15 protein-coding genes are annotated in these 17,438 nt (G+C 61.2%); 3 read left to right on the top strand and 12 right to left on the bottom strand.

What is annotated here, in order from left to right:
• The first annotated feature begins 169 nt into the window (after positions 1 to 169).
• The 3 genes from CGLUCO_RS07520 to CGLUCO_RS07510 all read left to right on the top strand — a co-directional run bounded on the left by CGLUCO_RS07520 (position 170) and on the right by CGLUCO_RS07510 (position 2,629).
• Positions 170 to 382, top strand: a complete 213-nt coding sequence (locus CGLUCO_RS07520) for a DUF3046 domain-containing protein (RefSeq protein ID WP_005389719.1) — start codon at positions 170 to 172, stop codon at positions 380 to 382.
• Between the two features lie 428 nt (positions 383 to 810).
• The gene (gene recA, locus CGLUCO_RS07515; protein WP_034989027.1) at positions 811 to 1,956 is read left to right on the top strand and encodes a recombinase RecA; all 1,146 of its coding nucleotides are present in this window, start codon (positions 811 to 813) and stop codon (positions 1,954 to 1,956) included.
• Between the two features lie 64 nt (positions 1,957 to 2,020).
• The gene (locus CGLUCO_RS07510; RefSeq protein WP_084036241.1) at positions 2,021 to 2,629 is read left to right on the top strand and encodes a regulatory protein RecX; all 609 of its coding nucleotides are present in this window, start codon (positions 2,021 to 2,023) and stop codon (positions 2,627 to 2,629) included.
• A gap of 66 nt (positions 2,630 to 2,695) precedes the next feature.
• Here the strand turns inward: CGLUCO_RS07510 and nuoN are convergent, their stop codons facing one another.
• Genes nuoN through CGLUCO_RS07450 form a run of 12 tightly spaced genes read right to left on the bottom strand, consistent with a single transcriptional unit; the run spans position 2,696 to position 17,432 of the window.
• Positions 2,696 to 4,288: an NADH-quinone oxidoreductase subunit NuoN gene (nuoN, locus tag CGLUCO_RS07505; RefSeq protein ID WP_005389726.1), complete on the bottom strand. Its 1,593-nt coding sequence runs from the start codon at positions 4,286 to 4,288 to the stop codon at positions 2,696 to 2,698.
• A complete protein-coding gene (locus tag CGLUCO_RS07500) occupies positions 4,288 to 5,853 on the bottom strand; it encodes an NADH-quinone oxidoreductase subunit M (protein ID WP_005394195.1) in 1,566 nt (521 codons plus the stop codon). The genes nuoN and CGLUCO_RS07500 overlap by 1 nt, the downstream gene beginning before the upstream one ends.
• A gap of 11 nt (positions 5,854 to 5,864) precedes the next feature.
• On the bottom strand, positions 5,865 to 7,799 hold the full coding sequence (gene nuoL, locus CGLUCO_RS07495) for an NADH-quinone oxidoreductase subunit L (RefSeq protein ID WP_084036240.1): 1,935 nt from the start codon (positions 7,797 to 7,799) through the stop codon (positions 5,865 to 5,867).
• A gap of 5 nt (positions 7,800 to 7,804) precedes the next feature.
• Complete coding sequence (gene nuoK / locus CGLUCO_RS07490) at positions 7,805 to 8,104, bottom strand: NADH-quinone oxidoreductase subunit NuoK (protein ID WP_005389731.1); 300 nt, start codon at positions 8,102 to 8,104, stop codon at positions 7,805 to 7,807.
• Positions 8,105 to 8,956 carry an NADH-quinone oxidoreductase subunit J gene (locus CGLUCO_RS07485; protein ID WP_084036239.1) on the bottom strand — a complete coding sequence of 284 codons (852 nt, stop codon included), beginning with the start codon at positions 8,954 to 8,956 and terminating at the stop codon, positions 8,105 to 8,107.
• Complete coding sequence (nuoI, locus tag CGLUCO_RS07480; protein ID WP_040428815.1) at positions 8,953 to 9,570, bottom strand: NADH-quinone oxidoreductase subunit NuoI; 618 nt, start codon at positions 9,568 to 9,570, stop codon at positions 8,953 to 8,955. Before nuoI ends, CGLUCO_RS07485 begins: the two co-directional genes overlap by 4 nt.
• Positions 9,567 to 10,907 carry an NADH-quinone oxidoreductase subunit NuoH gene (gene nuoH / locus CGLUCO_RS07475; RefSeq protein ID WP_005389736.1) on the bottom strand — a complete coding sequence of 447 codons (1,341 nt, stop codon included), beginning with the start codon at positions 10,905 to 10,907 and terminating at the stop codon, positions 9,567 to 9,569. The genes nuoI and nuoH overlap by 4 nt, the downstream gene beginning before the upstream one ends.
• Positions 10,908 to 10,912: 5 nt before the next feature.
• Positions 10,913 to 13,288, bottom strand: coding sequence for an NADH-quinone oxidoreductase subunit NuoG (gene nuoG, locus CGLUCO_RS07470; protein ID WP_070739243.1), 2,376 nt, complete (start codon positions 13,286 to 13,288; stop codon positions 10,913 to 10,915).
• A complete protein-coding gene (gene nuoF, locus CGLUCO_RS07465) occupies positions 13,285 to 14,646 on the bottom strand; it encodes an NADH-quinone oxidoreductase subunit NuoF (RefSeq protein ID WP_231286072.1) in 1,362 nt (453 codons plus the stop codon). The genes nuoG and nuoF overlap by 4 nt, the downstream gene beginning before the upstream one ends.
• Entirely contained in the window at positions 14,633 to 15,370 is a 738-nt protein-coding gene (gene nuoE, locus CGLUCO_RS07460) for an NADH-quinone oxidoreductase subunit NuoE (RefSeq protein ID WP_084036238.1), read from the bottom strand. The genes nuoF and nuoE overlap by 14 nt, the downstream gene beginning before the upstream one ends.
• Positions 15,367 to 16,731 carry an NADH-quinone oxidoreductase subunit D gene (locus CGLUCO_RS07455; RefSeq protein WP_005389740.1) on the bottom strand — a complete coding sequence of 455 codons (1,365 nt, stop codon included), beginning with the start codon at positions 16,729 to 16,731 and terminating at the stop codon, positions 15,367 to 15,369. The genes nuoE and CGLUCO_RS07455 overlap by 4 nt, the downstream gene beginning before the upstream one ends.
• Positions 16,731 to 17,432, bottom strand: a complete 702-nt coding sequence (locus CGLUCO_RS07450; protein ID WP_005389742.1) for an NADH-quinone oxidoreductase subunit C — start codon at positions 17,430 to 17,432, stop codon at positions 16,731 to 16,733. The genes CGLUCO_RS07455 and CGLUCO_RS07450 overlap by 1 nt, the downstream gene beginning before the upstream one ends.
• Between the last annotated feature and the right edge of the window lie 6 nt (positions 17,433 to 17,438).

Below are 17,438 nucleotides of genomic sequence, written 5' to 3'. Positions count from 1 at the left end.
CAGCATTGGTCGAAATGATCTGTCTCAGCGTGCCGAACGTACATTCATGGAGGTAACCGAGTCGGAGGATTGCCTAGCTGTGCCCTGAGCAGTCACGTGACCTCTATACAGCGAGGATGCTCAAGGGGCGGCGGTGAATCCGTGCGCTCCCCGCTGTACTATATGCGATATGCGTCTTAATCACTTCTACGAGCTGGTCCACCATGAATTCGGTGAATCCCGCGGTGACTACATCGTCGACCACCACCAGATCTCTAGCTTGGGTGATACCGCTGCTAACCTGCTGAACACTGACACCGATGTGCGGGATATCTGGGAGAAACTGTGTGATGACTTCGAAGTCCCCCACGACCGTCGCTGGGGGCCGAAGGATCTACCGTAGAGATCTGCTGTGCTTCCGCTCCCTGCCTCTCGCGCGGGTGATGACCGTGAGAAAAGCTATCTGAGTGGATCGTCGCAGGATGTCGGATTCTTACTCTATTGTGTGGTGTCCGTTTGTGGGGTCCGTCACGTACGGATCCCTGATGGTCGTGTGCCCTCTGGACACGCCGCGAGTAGTTGGGAGGTATTCGAACACATGTGCAGGTATAGTAGTGGGCGGAAACCGCGACCGCGTAGGGTCTGCTTTATAAGCGATACGGAATAGCGGGCTAACTCACCCTGACGGAAAAATTTTTACCCCCGAGGGATCCAAATGCCCGACTGAGACCGTCTAAGGAAATAGAGGCGCTCAAATGAGGCGTGAAACTCTGCGGGCCATCAGCGCTCGAGAGCTACTCTATGTACAGACGACCGAAGGAAAAGGAACTGATGGCACGAAAAACGACAACGTCCAAGAAGCCCGTGACTAAGTCCAGTGGCAGCGACCGCGAAAAGGCTCTCGATGCTGCGCTGAAGAAAATTGAGAAGGACTTTGGCAAAGGCTCGATCATGCGCCTGGGGGAGGAGAAACATCCTCCAATCGAGGCTATCTCATCCGGTAACACGGCTATTGATGTGGCACTTGGAATCGGTGGCTTCCCACGCGGTCGTATCGTAGAAATTTACGGCCCGGAATCCTCCGGTAAGACGACGGTAGCGCTCCACGCTATTGCCTCCGCGCAGAAGGAGGGAGGAATTGCGGCGTTCATCGATGCTGAGCACGCCCTCGACCCGGAGTACGCGAAGAAACTTGGCGTAGACACAGATCAGTTGCTCGTATCCCAGCCGGATACTGGTGAGCAAGCACTGGAAATCGCCGATATGCTCATCCGTTCCGGGGCTATCGATATCGTGGTCATTGACTCGGTAGCCGCTCTGACGCCGAAAGCCGAGATCGAAGGCGACATGGGCGATTCTCACGTCGGCCTGCAAGCCCGCCTGATGAGCCAGGCGCTCCGCAAGATGACCGGCGCGCTGTACCAGTCCGGCACGACGGCGATCTTTATCAACCAGCTGCGCGAGAAGATCGGTGTCATGTTCGGCTCGCCGGAAACGACCACGGGCGGTAAGGCGCTGAAGTTCTACGCGTCGGTACGCTGCGACATCCGTCGCATCCAGACGCTGAAGGACGGTGGTGACGCGATCGGTAACCGCACGAAGCTGAAGGTTGTGAAGAACAAGGTGTCGCCGCCGTTCAAGATCGCCGAGTTCGACATCATGTTTGGTGAGGGTATTTCCCGCGAGTCCTCCATCATCGACCTGGGTGTGGAAAATGGAATCGTCATGAAGTCCGGCTCGTGGTTCACCTACGAAGGCGACCAGCTCGGCCAGGGCAAGGAGAAATCCCGCCAGTTCCTGAAGTCGAATCCGGAGCTTGCCGACGAGATCGAGGACAAGATCTTCCGCAAGCTCAAGGTGGGGAAGTACTCCGCTGTCGAGGACGAGGAATCCGACGAGCTCTCCGATGACCTTGTTGACGTCGTACCTAACGTGGACATTGAAGACGATTACTCGTTCGACGATTCAGAGGATTAATACTCAGTGACACACCCCTCCCATTCCCGGATGGGTGTGTTTTCATGTGAAAGGTCATGGTGACATGGTTCGTAACCCGCACGAGCCCACTAAAGAAGAAAAGATTGCCCTGCTTTCCCGAGCGATCAGCGAATTTGAACAGTCGGACACCTCGTTGCTCTTCGATTCCGCCGCCGAATCTGCAGCGAAGCCAGTCCGTGAGCGCGCTCTCACACTGTTGGACTCCCGCATGCGCTCGGCACACGAGCTCACCGAGCGGCTCCTCCAGGCAGATTTTCCCCGTGATGTGGTCACCGCAGTCGTTGAGGAACTCAAGGGTTCTGGGCTTGTCGACGACGCCCTGTTTGCTCAAGAATGGGTGCGCGTGCGACATGCGCGCCGCGGGAAGTCGGTCACAGTTCTCGACCGGGAGCTGGAGCACAAGGGGGTGAGCGCGGACATCCGGGCTCACGCGTTGGAACAGATCACCCGCGAGGATGAGGAAGCCATGGTGCGGGCGCTCATCGAGAAGAAGGCGCGCTCCATTAGGGCAGTTCCAGCCGAACGCAAAGAACGCGACAAGGATCTGCGGCGCCTTGTCGGCGTGGCTGCGCGGCGCGGTTTCCCGCAAGGGCTGTGCTTCACCGTCGCCAAGGAAGTAGCAGAATCCCGCTACGCCGAGCTGGGGGAGTAGCCGGTAAAGAACAAAAAAAGAGGGTGCCTCCCAGCCTAGCTGGGAGGCACCCTCCGTCTTCTTGCTTTAGCCTACGAGGAAGGATCCTGCGTCGCTGACGAGCGAGATCACCCACGTGGGGAGAACGCCCATGAGGACGGTGAGAATCGCGGTGACGGCGATAATGACCGTCACTGCTCCTTGCGGAGCAACCATGCGCGCATTCTTCGAGGGGGTGTCGAAGAACATGACCGTGAGGAAGCGGAAGTAGGCGAAGGCTGCGACTGCGGACAGGAGCAGCGCAACGACGACGAGCCACGCCTGGCCAGCAAGCCACGGGACAGCGAAGGCTGACAATTTACCGATAAACCCAGCGGTGAGCGGGATGCCCGCAAAGCTGAGGAAGTAAATGACAAACGCTGCACCGATTGCCGGGTGCTTTCGCCCGATACCGGCCCACGAATCGAAATCTGTGGCTTCCTTGCCGTTCTCATCCCGCACGAGAGTGACAACGGCGAATGCGCCGATGGTTGCCAGACCGTACGCGAGAAGGTAGACAATCGCTGCGGACATTGCTGTGATCTCCAGACCGGCGACGGTGAACACTCCATCGGTGCTGCCGACGAAGGCCGCGAGGATGAAGCCCGCGTGACCGATCGAGGAGTACGCAATGAGTCGTTTCACGTCGCGCTGAGCGATGGCAACAATGGCACCGTATGCCATGGAGACGGCGGCGGCGATAGCAATGACGAGCTTCCACGTGTCCACGTCGTTCATCGGAACGGCGAGCGTGAGCAGTCGTCCGAGCGCGCCAAAGGCGGCGAGCTTGGTGGCGATCGCCATGAATGCCGTCACCGGGGTAGGGGCACCCTGGTAGACGTCCGGAACCCACGAGTGGAACGGCACAGCGCCGATCTTGAAGAAGAGACCAGCGATGATGAACAGGAAACCAAGGAAGAAGTTGGCTTCCACGCCATTCTCAGCAGCCTGTGCAATCGCCTGGTAGTCGAAACTGCCCGTGGCACCAAAGGTGAGGACAATACCGTAGAGCGTGAGTGCCGCAGCCACCACGCCAAGGAGGAAATACTTCAGGGAGGCTTCCTGGCTTCGGTTGGGGCGGTAGCGGTCCATGCTGCACAGCACGTACAGGGGCAGCGAGAGAACCTCGAGGGCGATGAACAGCATGAGGAGGTTCGTGGAGGCCACGAACATCACCATGCCGAATAAGGAGAACAGAGCCAGAGCGTGGATCTCGCTTTCCAGCTGGCTGTTGCGGCCACCGGCCTCGCGGGCGGAGGTGCTCGTGTGCGTGACAAACAAGAACATCGAGCCCACAGTGAACACGATGAGCGCCATCTGCATGATATAGGCAGGCTTGTCAGCCATAAGAAGCCCCGCGCCGTAGGAGCCGAAGCGTCCCTGCGCGAAGTTGTAGACGAGAACACCGAGCGTAGCGAGAAGCGTCAGTCCGACGGTGAAGACCTGGACAATCGAGCGCTGGGCTCCCTTGACCATGGCCTCAAACAGGATGGCGATGCAGGCACCACCAAACAGGACAAGCATGGGCACGAGGATCTGGTAATTCAAATCGGGCGCTTCCATTACGTCAGCGCTGCCGTGCCTGTTTCCCAGCTGAGCCAGCGTGGAGACGTGGGCAGAAAGGGGCATGAGTGCTGTCATTAAAGCGCACCTCCTTCGCTAGAAAGTTCGGCTCGCAAGGCGGGATCTGGAATATCCGGCGGGTCAACGACCCAGCCGTAGACCGTGCCCACGGGTGGGACACCCTTGGAGTTCAGGTATTCGACGGTGTTCACAGATGCCGGATTGACGAGGTTAGTCAGTGGCCCCGGGTAGACACCGAAGACAATCAGCAAAACGATGAGCGGGGCCAGGACCCAGCGCTCAGGATGGGTGAGGTCGGGCATCGTGCGGATCACCTCGTCGCCAGGCTCGCCGGTCATCGTGGTCTTGTACACGCGCATGATGTAGCACGCTGCCAGGACCATCGCGATAGCGGCGATACCTGCAGCCCACGGCGCGCCATTGAACGTGCCGGCGATGACACCGAATTCGGAAACGAACGGTGCCAGTCCGGGCAGCGCCACGGCGGATAGGAGGGCGATGAGGAGGTAGCCACCGAGAAGCGGAGCAACCTTCTGTACGCCGCCGAAGGCGTGAATGTCTGCAGTGCTGCGACGTTTGATCATGTAGCCGACGACGAGGAACAGCATCGCTGTAGACAGGCCGTGGTTGAACATGTAGAGCGAGGCAGCGGAGACTGCGGTCTCGTTCACAGCGAACATGCCGAGGACGATGAAGCCGAAGTGACTCACCGAGGTGTAGGCCACAAAGCGCATGAGGTTGGTCTGCGCAAGCGCGGCCAGCGCGCCCCAGATGACGGAGATAACCGCGAGCCAGATCATGACGTTGCGGAAGTACTCCGTGGCCTCCGGGAAGAGGCACATGGCGAACCGGATCATTCCGAAGGTGCCGATCTTATCCATGATGGCGACCATCATGACGGCACCGCCGGGAGTGGTGTTCTCTGCGGCGTCGGGTAGCCAGGTGTGGAAGGGGACCATCGGGGCCTTGACGATGAACGCGATCATGAAGCCGGCGAACAGCCACATTCCGACGGTGCCACCCAGATCTGCGTCTTGGAGATCCGACAGGAGGAAAGTACCGTCGCCGACGATGTACACGCCGATAATGGCGGCCAGCATGAGCAGGCCTGATCCCAGCGAGTACAGGAGGAACTTGATGGCCGCGTAGCGCCTGTTCTCACCACCGAAGCCGCCTATGAGGAAAAACATCGGGATGAGCGTTGCTTCGAAGAAGAGGTAGAACAGCAGGACATCGGTGGAGCTGAACACGAAGATAGAGAGCCCCTCGATGGCGAGAACGAAGCCGAGGAAGGCATGTTCTCTCATCTGATCGGCACGGTAGTGCTCCGTTCCGGAGTACAAGATGACGATCGGGGTCAAGATCGCTGTAAGGAGGACCATGGCCAGTGCGATGCCGTCTACACCGAGGGCGTAGTAGGCACCGAGAGCCGGGATCCACGGAATTTCTACCGTGTACTGCATCCCAGCGCCGGGGTCGAAACCCGCGACCATAACGATTGCCAGTGCGAGCGGGACGAGGCTTGCGACGAAGGCGACCACGCGGGCGGCACCGGATCGCAAGAACGTCATGAACAATGCCGCAACAAGCGGAACCAGAGCGGCTGTAGTGAGTAGATACATTCTTATTGCTCCTATGCCATCTGATTCAGGAAGAGGAGGACTGCTGCGATGACGACAGCACCGATGACCATGATGAGGCCGTAGGTGCGGGCGAGACCGTTTTGCAGCTTGCCAAACGCAGTAGCAAGCCCAGCGAAGCCCCGACCACCGTCGTCGACAGCGGTCGTAATGCCCACGGAATCCACAACAGCGGCAGTTTCCGCGAGAACGTGGGTGGGCTTCACGGCAACCCAATCATTGATGGTGTCTGCGTAGAACGCGTTGTCACCGATGAGGGTGGCAACACCGGGATTCTCCCTCGTGCGTGCGGTGGGCTTCTTAAACATCCACCAGCCGAGTGCGACGCCAGCGGCGACAACGAGGAGCGTCACGCCGGTCAGCGGGGTGAGGTGCACCAGCGGAACATTGTCCGCAGTGCCTCCCACAGCGGGGTTGAGCCAGGAGGCGATACCGTTTGCCAGGAGGAGACCGCCGATGACGGAGAGGATACCGAGCACGACGAGTGCCGCCACCATCGTGGGGGAGGACTCGTGCGGGTGCTGATCCTCGCGCCAGCGCTTCTCGCCGACAAACGTCATCATCATGAGGCGCGTCATGTAGAACGCGGTGACACCCGCGCCGATGAGCGCTGCGAGACCGAAGACCCAGCCACGCTCAAATGCGACCTCGATGATGGCGTCCTTGGAGTAGAAGCCGGCGAATCCGGGGAACCCGATGATCGCGAGGTAGCCCGCCGCGAAAGTGATGAACGTCCAGGGCATCGCCTTGCGTAGCGCGCCGAACTCACGCATATTCACCGACTCGTTCATGCCGTGCATGATGGAGCCGGCACCGAGGAACATGTTGGCCTTGAAGAAGCCGTGGGTGACCAAGTGGAAGATGGCCAGCGCATAGCCCGCCGGGCCAATACCCGCAGCAAGCACCATGTAACCGATCTGGCTCATGGTGGAGCCGGCGAGTACCTTCTTGATGTCGTCCTTCGCGCAGCCGATCCACGCGCCGACGAGCAGGGTCACCGTGCCGATGATGACAACGGCCAACGATGCTGTGGCGGAGTGCTGATAGATGTCACCGGCGCGAACGACGAGGTAGACACCGGCAGTGACCATCGTCGCGGCGTGAATGAGGGCGGACACCGGGGTCGGGCCCTCCATCGCGTCGAGAAGCCAAGCCTGAAGCGGAACCTGCGCGGACTTTGCGCACACACCGAGGAGGAGGGCGAAGCCGATGAACGTTACAACACCGGTGGAAAGACTGCCTACATGAGCGTTTACTTCGTTGAACTCTGTAGTTCCCATCGTGGCGAACATCGTGGAGATGCCGAGCACCATGCCGATATCGCCGAGACGGTTCATGATGAACGCCTTGTTGGCCGCCGCAGCTGCCGAGGGGCGTTGCGACCAGAAACCGATAAGCAGGTAGGACGCGAGTCCCACGCCTTCCCAACCGATGAACATGATGAGGTAGCTGGCGCCCAAAACGAGGGTGAGCATCGCCGCCATGAAGAAGTTGAGGTAGGCGAAGAACTTCCGCCGTTTTTCATCGTGGGCCATGTAGCCCACCGAGTAGAGGTGGATGAGTGAACCGACACCCGTGACGAGCAGAACAAACACGATGGAAAGCTGGTCGACGCGGAGTGTGAGGTCTGTTTCCAATCCGGGAAGCGTCATCCACTGGAAGAGGGGCGCGTGGAGTGGCCTTTCGGCTGCTGGTCGTGCCAGCATGTCCGTAAAGAGCGTCACTCCGCACGCGAATGCCGCGACGCTGGCGGCTAGAGCAATCCAGTGGCCGAAGGCATCGAGTACCCGTCCTCCGACGAGGAGGAGTGTAGCTCCTGCCAGGGGCAAGAGGATGATGAGCCAGGCGAGTGTGATGGCGGTGGAATCTGACACGGCGACCTCGCCAGGCACAGCGCCGACCTGTTGAGCAAGTAACAAGTAATTCACAGCGCCTAGCCTTTCATCACGCGTTCGTCATCGACGATCACTGTGCCCTGCGAACGGTAAATGGACACAACGATGGCGAGCCCCACCACGACCTCGGCCGCGGCGACCACGATGACAAACAGTGCTGCCACGTGGCCTTCTAGCTCGCCCCAGTGGCGCGCGTAGGCGACAAGCCCGAGGTTTGCCGCGTTGAGCATAAGTTCAATGGACATCAGCGATGCCAGCGCGTTGCGGCGGGAGAGGAACCCCCAGATGCCGACGCAGAACAGGATCGCCGAAAGCCCGACGTAAAATCCAGTAGACATTTACTCCTCACCTTCGCTTTGCTGATCCAGCGACGCGTAGATGCGCTTGGTTTGGTCGACAAATCCCTGGGCGGGATCCACCTCGTCGCGTTCGTACAACGCGGGGTTGACAGAGGTCTTGAGCTCCGACCCATCGGGGAGGAGCGCCGGGACATCCATCGCGTTGGAATCGGCGTACACACCGGACGCAGCGAGTGGTCCGACGTTGATGCCACGCTCCTTGTAGGCGCGGAAGCGTGCCTGCGACAGCTCGCGCTGTGTGGAACGCTTGACCGCGCGGACGCGGAAGATCATGATCATGGCACCCACGGCGGCCACAATGAGGAGCGCCGAAAGCACCTCGAAACCGACAACATACTTGTTGAAGATCTCCACGCCGAGACCGGCGACGTTGCCACCGTGCTCTGCGTTGGCTTCGCTCATGCCCCGCGGCGCAGTAAGCGTGCTCATGTTCACAGCGATGCCGATGAGCGCGAGGAGCGCGATCGCGGCCACGCCCGTGAGCACTGTGTGCGAGGTGCCTGTGGCGGTTTTCTCGCCGTCGGCAGCTTCACCGCGGGCACCCACCATCATGACGATAAAGAGGATCATCACCATGACGGCGCCTGCATAAACAACAATTTGCACAACGAACACGAAAGGCGCGCCCATGGTGGCGTACTCGATGGCCACGCCGACCATGACGAGCAGGAGGCACAGTGCGGAGTGGATGAGCTCTTTGCACATCACCATGCCGATAGCACCGGCGATGATGACCGCGGCGAGGATCCACGAGGAAATCTGGCCGAGGAGCCCGAACCCTTCGTAGGCGGTTTCTGCCGCGTCAGCAGCCAGGTAGGTAAGCGACATCATCGTGCGGCCTCCTCCTGCGTCGAGATGCTGGTTGCCTCAGTTTCGTCGGCAACCTCTTGCGCCGACTGCGGTGCAGTGTCCTTCGTGGGATCAACCGCGATATCCGCACCAGGGGAGGTGGGCAGGCCGAGGAAGTAGCCGCGCTCGTCGTCGGCAAGCCGGCGCGGGTGCGGGGGTTCTTCCATCCCGTCCTCAAGTGGGGCGAGGAGCTTGTCCTTGCCGTAAATGAGGGCCTCGCGGGAGACGTTGGCCAGCTCGAACTCGTTGGTCATCGTCAGCGCGCGGGTGGGGCAGGCTTCAATGCACATGCCGCAGAAGATGCAGCGGAGGTAGTTGATTTCGTAAACCTTGCCGTAGCGTTCACCGGGGGAGTAGCGCTCCTCATCGGTGTTGGCGGCTGCCTCCACGCGGATAGCATCTGCGGGGCAGGCCCAGGCACACAGCTCACATCCGACGCACTTCTCCAGCCCGTCAGGCCACCTGTTCAGTTGGTGCCTGCCGTGGAAACGGGGGTTTGTCTCGGCAGGTTTTTTTGGATAGTTGACAGTCGACTTTTCTCGGAACATGGCTCCGAACGTCACTGCCATTCCCCTCCAGCGGGAGAAGATACTCATGACAATTCCTTCTTTCGCGCGGATGTGGTCAGGGCCGCGGTGTCGTAGTCACCGTTGGTGGCTCCGAACTTCTTGCCGTCCAGTTCGGGCAGTGGGAAGATCGTGGGATCCAGCTCTGCGATGTTGCGGACACGGTACGGGGTGGCGAGCTTGCGCTCCGTTGCCTGGCGCTGCACCGCGAGGACGACGTAGGCGACGATGAGGAAGACGATAACCAAACCGATAAGCGTCGCATCGTCGCGCAGGAACGAGTCCGGCACGGACAGCTGGCGAGCCTTCAGGTAGATAGCCTCCACCATGAGGAACCCGAGGGCAAGCGGCAGCAGCGTCTTCCAGCCCACGTCCATCAGCTGGTCGTAGCGGTAGCGAGGCACCGTGGCGCGCACCCAGATGAAGAAGAACAGCATGATGGCCACTTTGATGATGAACCACATGATGCCCCACCAGCCACCGTCGAGTGCCGTTCCGTTGAGCGGCCACGGGGCGTGGAAACCGCCGAGGAACAGCGTCGCGCAGATGGCGCTCAGCGTTCCCATGTTCATGTACTCGCCGAGGTAGAACATTGCGAAGCGGAAGCCGGAGTAGTCGGTGCCGTAGCCACCGACGAGCTCGGACTCACACTCGGGCATGTCGAAGGGGGCGCGGTTAGCCTCTGCCAACATGGTGACGCAGAAGATCAGGAAGGCGGGCATGAGGATGAGGAAGTTCCATGCAGGCAGTGGGGACTCCCAGCCGAACAAGGTGAGCGTCTCGCTCTGCGCCTCGACGATGCCCAGCGTGCTCATCGTTCCTGCAACGAGGACGACGGCGACAACGGCCAACCCCATGGAGATTTCGTAGGAGATCATCTGGGCCGCAGCACGCAGGCCGCCAAGCAGCGAGTAGCGCGATGTTGAGGACCAGCCCGCCAGAACCAAGCCGTACGTGCCGAGACCGGCCACGGCGAGGATGAACAGTACGGCGACGGGAAGGTCACCGTTTTGCAGTTGCGTTTCGTGGCCGAAGATGCTGACTCGACCGCCCAGCGGCAGAACCGACCACGTCGTGAACGCGGCGGTGCCGGTAATAAACGGAGCGAGCGTGAAGACGAACTTGTCCACACCCTTCGGCATGAAATCTTCCTTGAAGATGGTCTTCACACCGTCGGACATCGGCTGTAGAAGGCCGATGGGGCCGGCCATGTTGGGGCCGAGGCGGCTCTGCATGAACGCCAGAAGACGACGTTCGTACCACACGGTGACGATGGCCATGAGGAGCGGCAGGGCAAAAAATATGATGGCTTTGATCAAAATCAGCCACCATGGGTCGCCCCATAGCCCGATTTCGTTTTCAATCACGGGTTTTACCTTCCAATCGTTTCTTTATCCTGCCGGGTGCCGGTGGCGCTCGGCTCCGGTGCGGCTGTCACGCGGACCCGCTTCGTCCCCGCGAGGGGGAGCGTGACGGTGGCAGGTGCGTTGGAGGGCACCCACACAACGTCGTCAAGCATTGTGGGCCAGACGGTGACGGGGAGGACGACCGTCGTGTCGCCCACTGTCAGCTCGATAGAGGAGTGTCCACCGCAGCCTGCGCAGTGGTGGATGCCGAGGGCATCCGCAGTCGTGGGGCTGATCCGAGCGTGCCCGCGGCGGTGATCCGAGCCCACGAATGTCGTCTCTGCCAAGGCTTCTGACTCACCCATCAGCTCCGGCCAGGAGTCAAGGAGCAGCCCTTCACTCTGGGGGGCGCCAGGCGTGCCCGCGGAAGCGGGGACCGTCGGCGCGAACACGGCGGGCGTATTCGCGCGCAGCCCCGCCACGAAGTCCCGGTTTGAGGGGAGCCCGAGGTCTGTGCCCAGCGTGCGGGCGAGGTTGATGAGGACTTTCCGATCGCTCATAGCTATTACCTTCACGCCATCGAGGGCACGGACACCACGCCAGTGACCTTCCCAGTTCATGAAGTGGCCGTTGACCTGGCTGATGAGAGCCACGGGGAAGACGACATCGGCGTGCTCAGAAAGAGCGGTACGCCGGTGGGCGAGCTGAACCGTGAAAGCGGCATCTGCGGCGGCGAAGAGGCCGGCCTGATCCGTGTAGTCGCGTTCGTCGAATTCGCCGAGGACAAGGCCGCGGATCTCGCCATTGCGGGCGGCTGCGAGGATGTCGGGTGTGTTCTTGCCACCCTCAGCAGGCAGCAAGCCAGCCTCGACGGCACCGCGATCGCCGGCGTGGGCGGGCACCCACGCGCACCGTGCACCGGTCGACTGGGCAACATCCGCCACTGCGGTGAGCAAACCGGGAGTGCGGGCGGCGCGCTGGCCAACGAGGATCACGGTGTTGCTGTCGAGGTCATCGATTCCGCGCAGCGCGGCAGCATCTTCGCCAGGCCGGGCTGCCACGTGGGTGGCACCAAGCTTGTGCGCGCCGATCGAGACGTGGGAAGACACGGTGACGATCTGCGTGCCGTGCCTGCGGTGCGCGTCGCGCAGACGCAAGAAGAACACGCCGGCTTCGTCCTCTGGATCAAAGGCGACGAGAACGACGCGGGAGGCATCGTTCAGGTCTTCGAAGGTGATGCCGTCCTTACCCGCAACGTGCTGAGCGAGGAACGCCTGCTCCTCGTCCGTCGCTGCGTCCGTGCGGAAGTCGATGGAGCCAGTTGCCAGCGCCTTCTCGGCGAAGGCTTTGTAAGCGGCGGTGTTTTCTACCGTCGCAGCGCTGGGGGCGATGACCGCTGTCGCGCCACGGGCACCGGAGAGCCCGTCGGCTGCAGCCTGCAGGGCTTCCGTCCAGGAGGCCTCCGTCAGCTCACCATCGCGGCGAACGAGGGGAGTGGTGAGGCGGAATTCCTGCAGCCCGTACCGGTAGCCGTAGCGGCCCTTATCGCAGCTCCACTCCTGGTTAACATCCATGTCCTCGCCGGCGAGGCGGCGCGTGATCTTGCCGTGCCGGTGGTCAACGCGCAGCGCGCAGCCAACGGCGCAGTGTTCGCAGGTGGTGTCGGTGGACACGAGGTCGAACGGGCGTGCCTGGAACCGGTAATCGGAGCTGGTGAGTGCGCCGACGGGGCAGATCTGCACGGTGTTGCCCATGAAGTAGCTGCCGGCATCGGAGGCGGGGTCTGCGAGGATTTGTTCCTCGGCACCACGTTCCGCCTTGGCAATGCACGGGTCACCGGCGATTTGTTCCTGGAACCGTACGCAGCGCGTGCACATGATGCAGCGCTCGCGGTCGAGCAAAACACCGGAGACGAGGTTGATCGGCTTGGGGAACTCCCTCTTTTCCAGGTCAAAGCGCGTGGCACCTTGGCCGGCGCTCATCGCCTGGTTCTGCAGCGGGCATTCCCCGCCCTTGTCACAGATAGGGCAATCAAGCGGGTGGTTGACCAGAAGCAGCTCCATGATCCCCTTTTGAGATTCGCGCGCGAGCTCGGAGGTGTACTGGGTCTTCACCACCATGCCGTCGGCGGCCTGCAGTGAGCAGGATGCCTGCGGCTTGGGGAACCCGCGGCCGTTGCCGGCATCGGGAACGTCCACCATGCACTGGCGGCACGCGGCGATGGGCTCAAGCCCTGGGTGATCGCAGAAGCGGGGAACATCGATGCCGAGCTTTTCCGCAGCGCGGATGACCACGGTGCCCTTGGGGACAGTGACCTTCTTGCCGTCGATTTCCAAGGTGACTGTCTCAACGGCATCCAAAGCCGCTGCCTCAGCCTTTTTGTCGGTTACCTTGTCGGTCATGACAGCATCTCCTTGTCAGAAAAGATGGCGCTTTTTTCGTACGGGAACAGTTCCCAAGCGGGCGTGGTGTAGCCGGCCTCGAACTCCTCGCGGAAGTTCGCTACGGCGCTCGTGACGCAAGCGACGGCACCGTCGGCAAGAGCACAGAAGCTGCGGCCACCGATGTGGTCGCAGATGGATATCAACTTGTCCACATCGCCCGGCTTCCCCTCGCCGCGCTCGAGCCGCTGCAAGAGCTGGAGGAGCCACCACGTGCCTTCGCGGCACGGCGTGCATTTGCCACAGGATTCGTGCTTGTAGAATTCCACGAACCGGGTGGTGGTGCGGACGACGGAGGTGGTGTCGTCGAAGATCTGCAGGGCCTTGGTGCCGAGCATGGAGCCCGCTTCGCGCAGCGCTTCGTAATCCAGGGGCACATCGAGGTGTTCTGCGGTGAGCATCTGTGTCGATGAGCCACCCGGGGTGAAGTACTTCAGGGTGTGGCCCTCGCGGATGCCACCGGCCATGTCGATGAGTTCGCGCAGTGTGATGCCGAGCGGTGCCTCGTACTGGCCGGGGTGCGTGACGTGACCGGACAGCGAGTAGATGGTGGCACCCTTGGACTTTTCGGTGCCCACCTGGGTGTACCACTCCGCGCCGTTGCGCACGATGGCGGGAACGGAGGAAATGGATTCGACGTTGTTGATCACGGTCGGGGAGGCGTACAACCCCTCCACTGCAGGGAACGGCGGGCGCAGCCGTGGGTGGCCACGCTTGCCCTCGAGGGAATCCAAAAGCGCGGTTTCCTCGCCACAGATGTAGGCGCCGGCACCGGAGTGCACCTGGATATGGACGGTCTTGCCGGATCCCATGATGTTTTCGCCGGCGTACCCCTTGCGGTAGGCCTCTTGGATCGCGGCCTGCAGGCGACGGGCGATGTGTACGACCTCGCCACGCAGGTAAATGAACGCATGCTCGGAGTGGAAGGCGAGGCACGAAATAATCGCACCCTCCACGAGCGTGTGCGGGGTGGCCATGAGAAGTGGCATGTCCTTGCACGTGCCGGGCTCACTCTCGTCGCCGTTGACGACGAGGTATTTCGGCTTCGGGTTATCCACGGGGACGAACGACCACTTGCGGCCGACGGGGAAGCCTGCACCACCACGACCACGCAGCCCGGAATCGAGGATGAGATCCACGAGCTCCTTCGGCTCCATGGTCAGCGCGGTACGCAGGGCCTGGTAGCCCCCGCGCTGCTCGTAGCTTTCGATCTTCCACGGCGTGGGGTCGCCCCAGTTGGCAGAAAGGATCGGGGTGATCTTCAGCTGCTGTGGCTTGTCGACGCCCACATGGTCGGTAGTCTCGTTAGTCACGGTCAGCACCTCCCACCGTCTTGTCGTAGGTGTAACCATCCGCTAGCTCAAGGCCACGGAGACTAGCAGGGCCAGCGCCTGGTCCCTCGTCGGCGCGACCATCGTAGAAGCCGGCGAGTACGCGTTCGTTGTCGCGCCAGCTAGTGATCTTGGGGCCGCGGGTGGAGGAGACCTCTTGGCCGTCGCGAAGCTTGTCCAGGATCTCGATGGCCTTCTTGGGGGTCATGTTGTCCATGTACTCCCAGTTGAGCATGAGGATGGGGGCGAAGTCGCAGGCTGCGTTGCATTCGATGCGTTCGAGGGTGAACATCCCATCGCTGGTGGTGTCCTCTTCGCCGTCGAGCTCCAGATGGCGCTTGACTGCGTCATAGATGATGTCGCCACCCATGGTGGCGCACAGTGCGGATGTGCACACACCCACGAGGTGCTTTCCCACCTCGTGGGTGTGGTACATGGAGTAGAACGTTGCCACTCCGATGACCTGCGCCTCCGTCATGTGCAGAAGCGACGCGATGCGACGCACGCCTTCTCCGGATACCTTGCCATCCACGCTTTGCACGAGGTGCAACATGGGGAGCAACGCGGACTGGGGGTTAGGGTACCGCCCAGCCAGTTCCTTCAGGTCGGCGACATCAGCGTCGGTCAGGTTAGTAGTTGTATCGGCGAGATCGACGCGGTCGTCATCGCTGAAGTGGGCCTCAAAGTGCTGGTGAGGCGTGTGGTCGGTCACCGGTCTACACCTCCAAGAACGGGGTCGATGGAACTGATTGCTACGACAACATCCGACAGCGTTCCGCCCTCGCACAGGGCGGGCAGCGCCTGGATGGCGTGGAACGCAGGGTCGCGCATGTGGACGCGGTAGGGGTGGGTGCCACCATCGGAAACGACGTGGCAGCCAATGATCCCCTTCGGGGACTCGAGCTCCACGTAGGCCTGGCCGGCAGGCACCTTGAATCCCTCGGTCACCAGCTTGAAGTGGTGAATGAGGGACTCCATATCCTGGCCCATGATGTTCTTGACGTGCTCGTAGCTGTTGCCTTGGCCGTCCTTGTACACCTTGAGGTAGGCGGGGCGGGCGATCTTCGGGTCCTTCACCATGAATGGCTGGCCCTCGGTCTGTGCCAGACGATCACGACACTGGCGGGCGATCTTGAGTGATTCAAACATCTCCGCCAGGCGGACGCGGTATGCGCCGTAGGCATCACAGGTGTCCCACACAGGAACGTCGAAATCGTATGTTTCGTAGCCGAGGCACGGCTCCGCCTTGCGGAGGTCCCACTGCAGGCCGGCAGCGCGCAGGCGTGGGCCGGTGATCCCGAGAGCCATGCAGCCCGTGAGGTCAAGGTAGGCGACATCCACGAAGCGCTTCTTGAACACGGGGTTATCGTTGAGCATCTTGGAAAAGTCGGGCATCCGCTTTTCCAACCAGTCGAGGCACGTATCGAGGATCTTCATACCGTCTTCTGGCAGATCCCCAGCCACACCGCCGGGGCGGATGTACGCGTGGTTCATGCGCAGTCCAGAGATGCACTCGAAGAAGTCGAGGATGCGCTCACGCTCGCGGAGCCCGTTGGTGAGCAGCGTCGTGCCACCCAGCTCGTTACCGCCGGTTGCCAGCGCCACGAGGTGGCTGGCGATGCGGCAGAGCTCAAGGCACAAAACGCGAATGATCTGTGCCCGCTCAGGGATGGCGTCCGTAATCCCCATGACCTTTTCCACAGCCATGGAGTAAACGCACTCGTTGAACATCGGGGCGACGTAATCCATGCGCGTGACGAGGGCAGAACCCTGCGTCCACGTGCGGTATTCGGCAGTCTTTTCAATTCCCGTGTGTAGGTAGCCGATTGCCGGGCGGAGGTTGGTGACAATATCACCATCCATCTCCAGGCACAGGCGCATAACGCCGTGTGTGGAGGGGTGCGCCGGACCCATGTTGATGATCATCCTGTCGGCGCGGTCACGGTGCTGCGCCTCGACGATCTGCTGCCAGTCTCCGCCTTCAGCCGAGTACTGGGGGATCGACGGGTCAGAAAATTCCTGCTCGGGCGACAGCGCAGTCGATCCAGCTGGAGCCGAGTATCCGGTAGTCACTAGCGGTACCTCCTTCTGTCCTCAACCGGTGGCACGTCAGTATCGGAGAACTCCACTGGCACACCGCCGAGCTTGTAGTCTTTTCTCTGCGGGTGGCCGGACCAATCATCCGGCATGAGAATGCGCGTGAGAGAGGGATGGCCGTCGAAGATGATGCCGAACATGTCCCATGTCTCCCTCTCGTGGAAGTTCACACCGGGGTAGATACCGGTGAGGGAGGGAATATGCGGATCGTTGACGGGGCAGACGACCTCGAAGCGCACGCGGTGGTTGTGCGTGAACGAATAAAAGTGGTACACCGCGTGCAGCTCGGCATCCGTGTCCTGCGGGTAATGCACACCGGAAACTGAGGAACACGTCTCGCACCGTAGTTCTTGGTCATCGCGCAGCGCGTGGGCTGCCGCCAGCAGGTGCTCGCGGGGCACATAAATGGTCAGCTGGTCTCCACCAGAGACAGCAGGGGCATCACGAAGCTCAGGGACGAGCTCGAAGAGCCGAGCTGCCAGTGGGTTCGCGGTCGGATCATCGTCGGCGACAATCCGGTCTGGCAGGCGCACGATCTTGGAAAAGCCGGACACATCGCCGGTACCATCCACCCACATACCACGACGGGAACCGAAGACTGCGTGCGAATTATCGCGAACGATCTCCTGTTGCTCCTCCGTGGATGGGTGAAGCGGGTTTGCTTGGTTTTCAGTCACGTCGCA

The sequence above is a fragment of the Corynebacterium glucuronolyticum DSM 44120 genome (genome assembly GCF_030440595.1).
GTDB classification, from domain to species: Bacteria; Actinomycetota; Actinomycetes; order Mycobacteriales; family Mycobacteriaceae; genus Corynebacterium; species Corynebacterium glucuronolyticum.
Note: the sequence above shows the minus strand (reverse complement) of the source record. Positions and strands in the feature narration are given on the sequence as shown.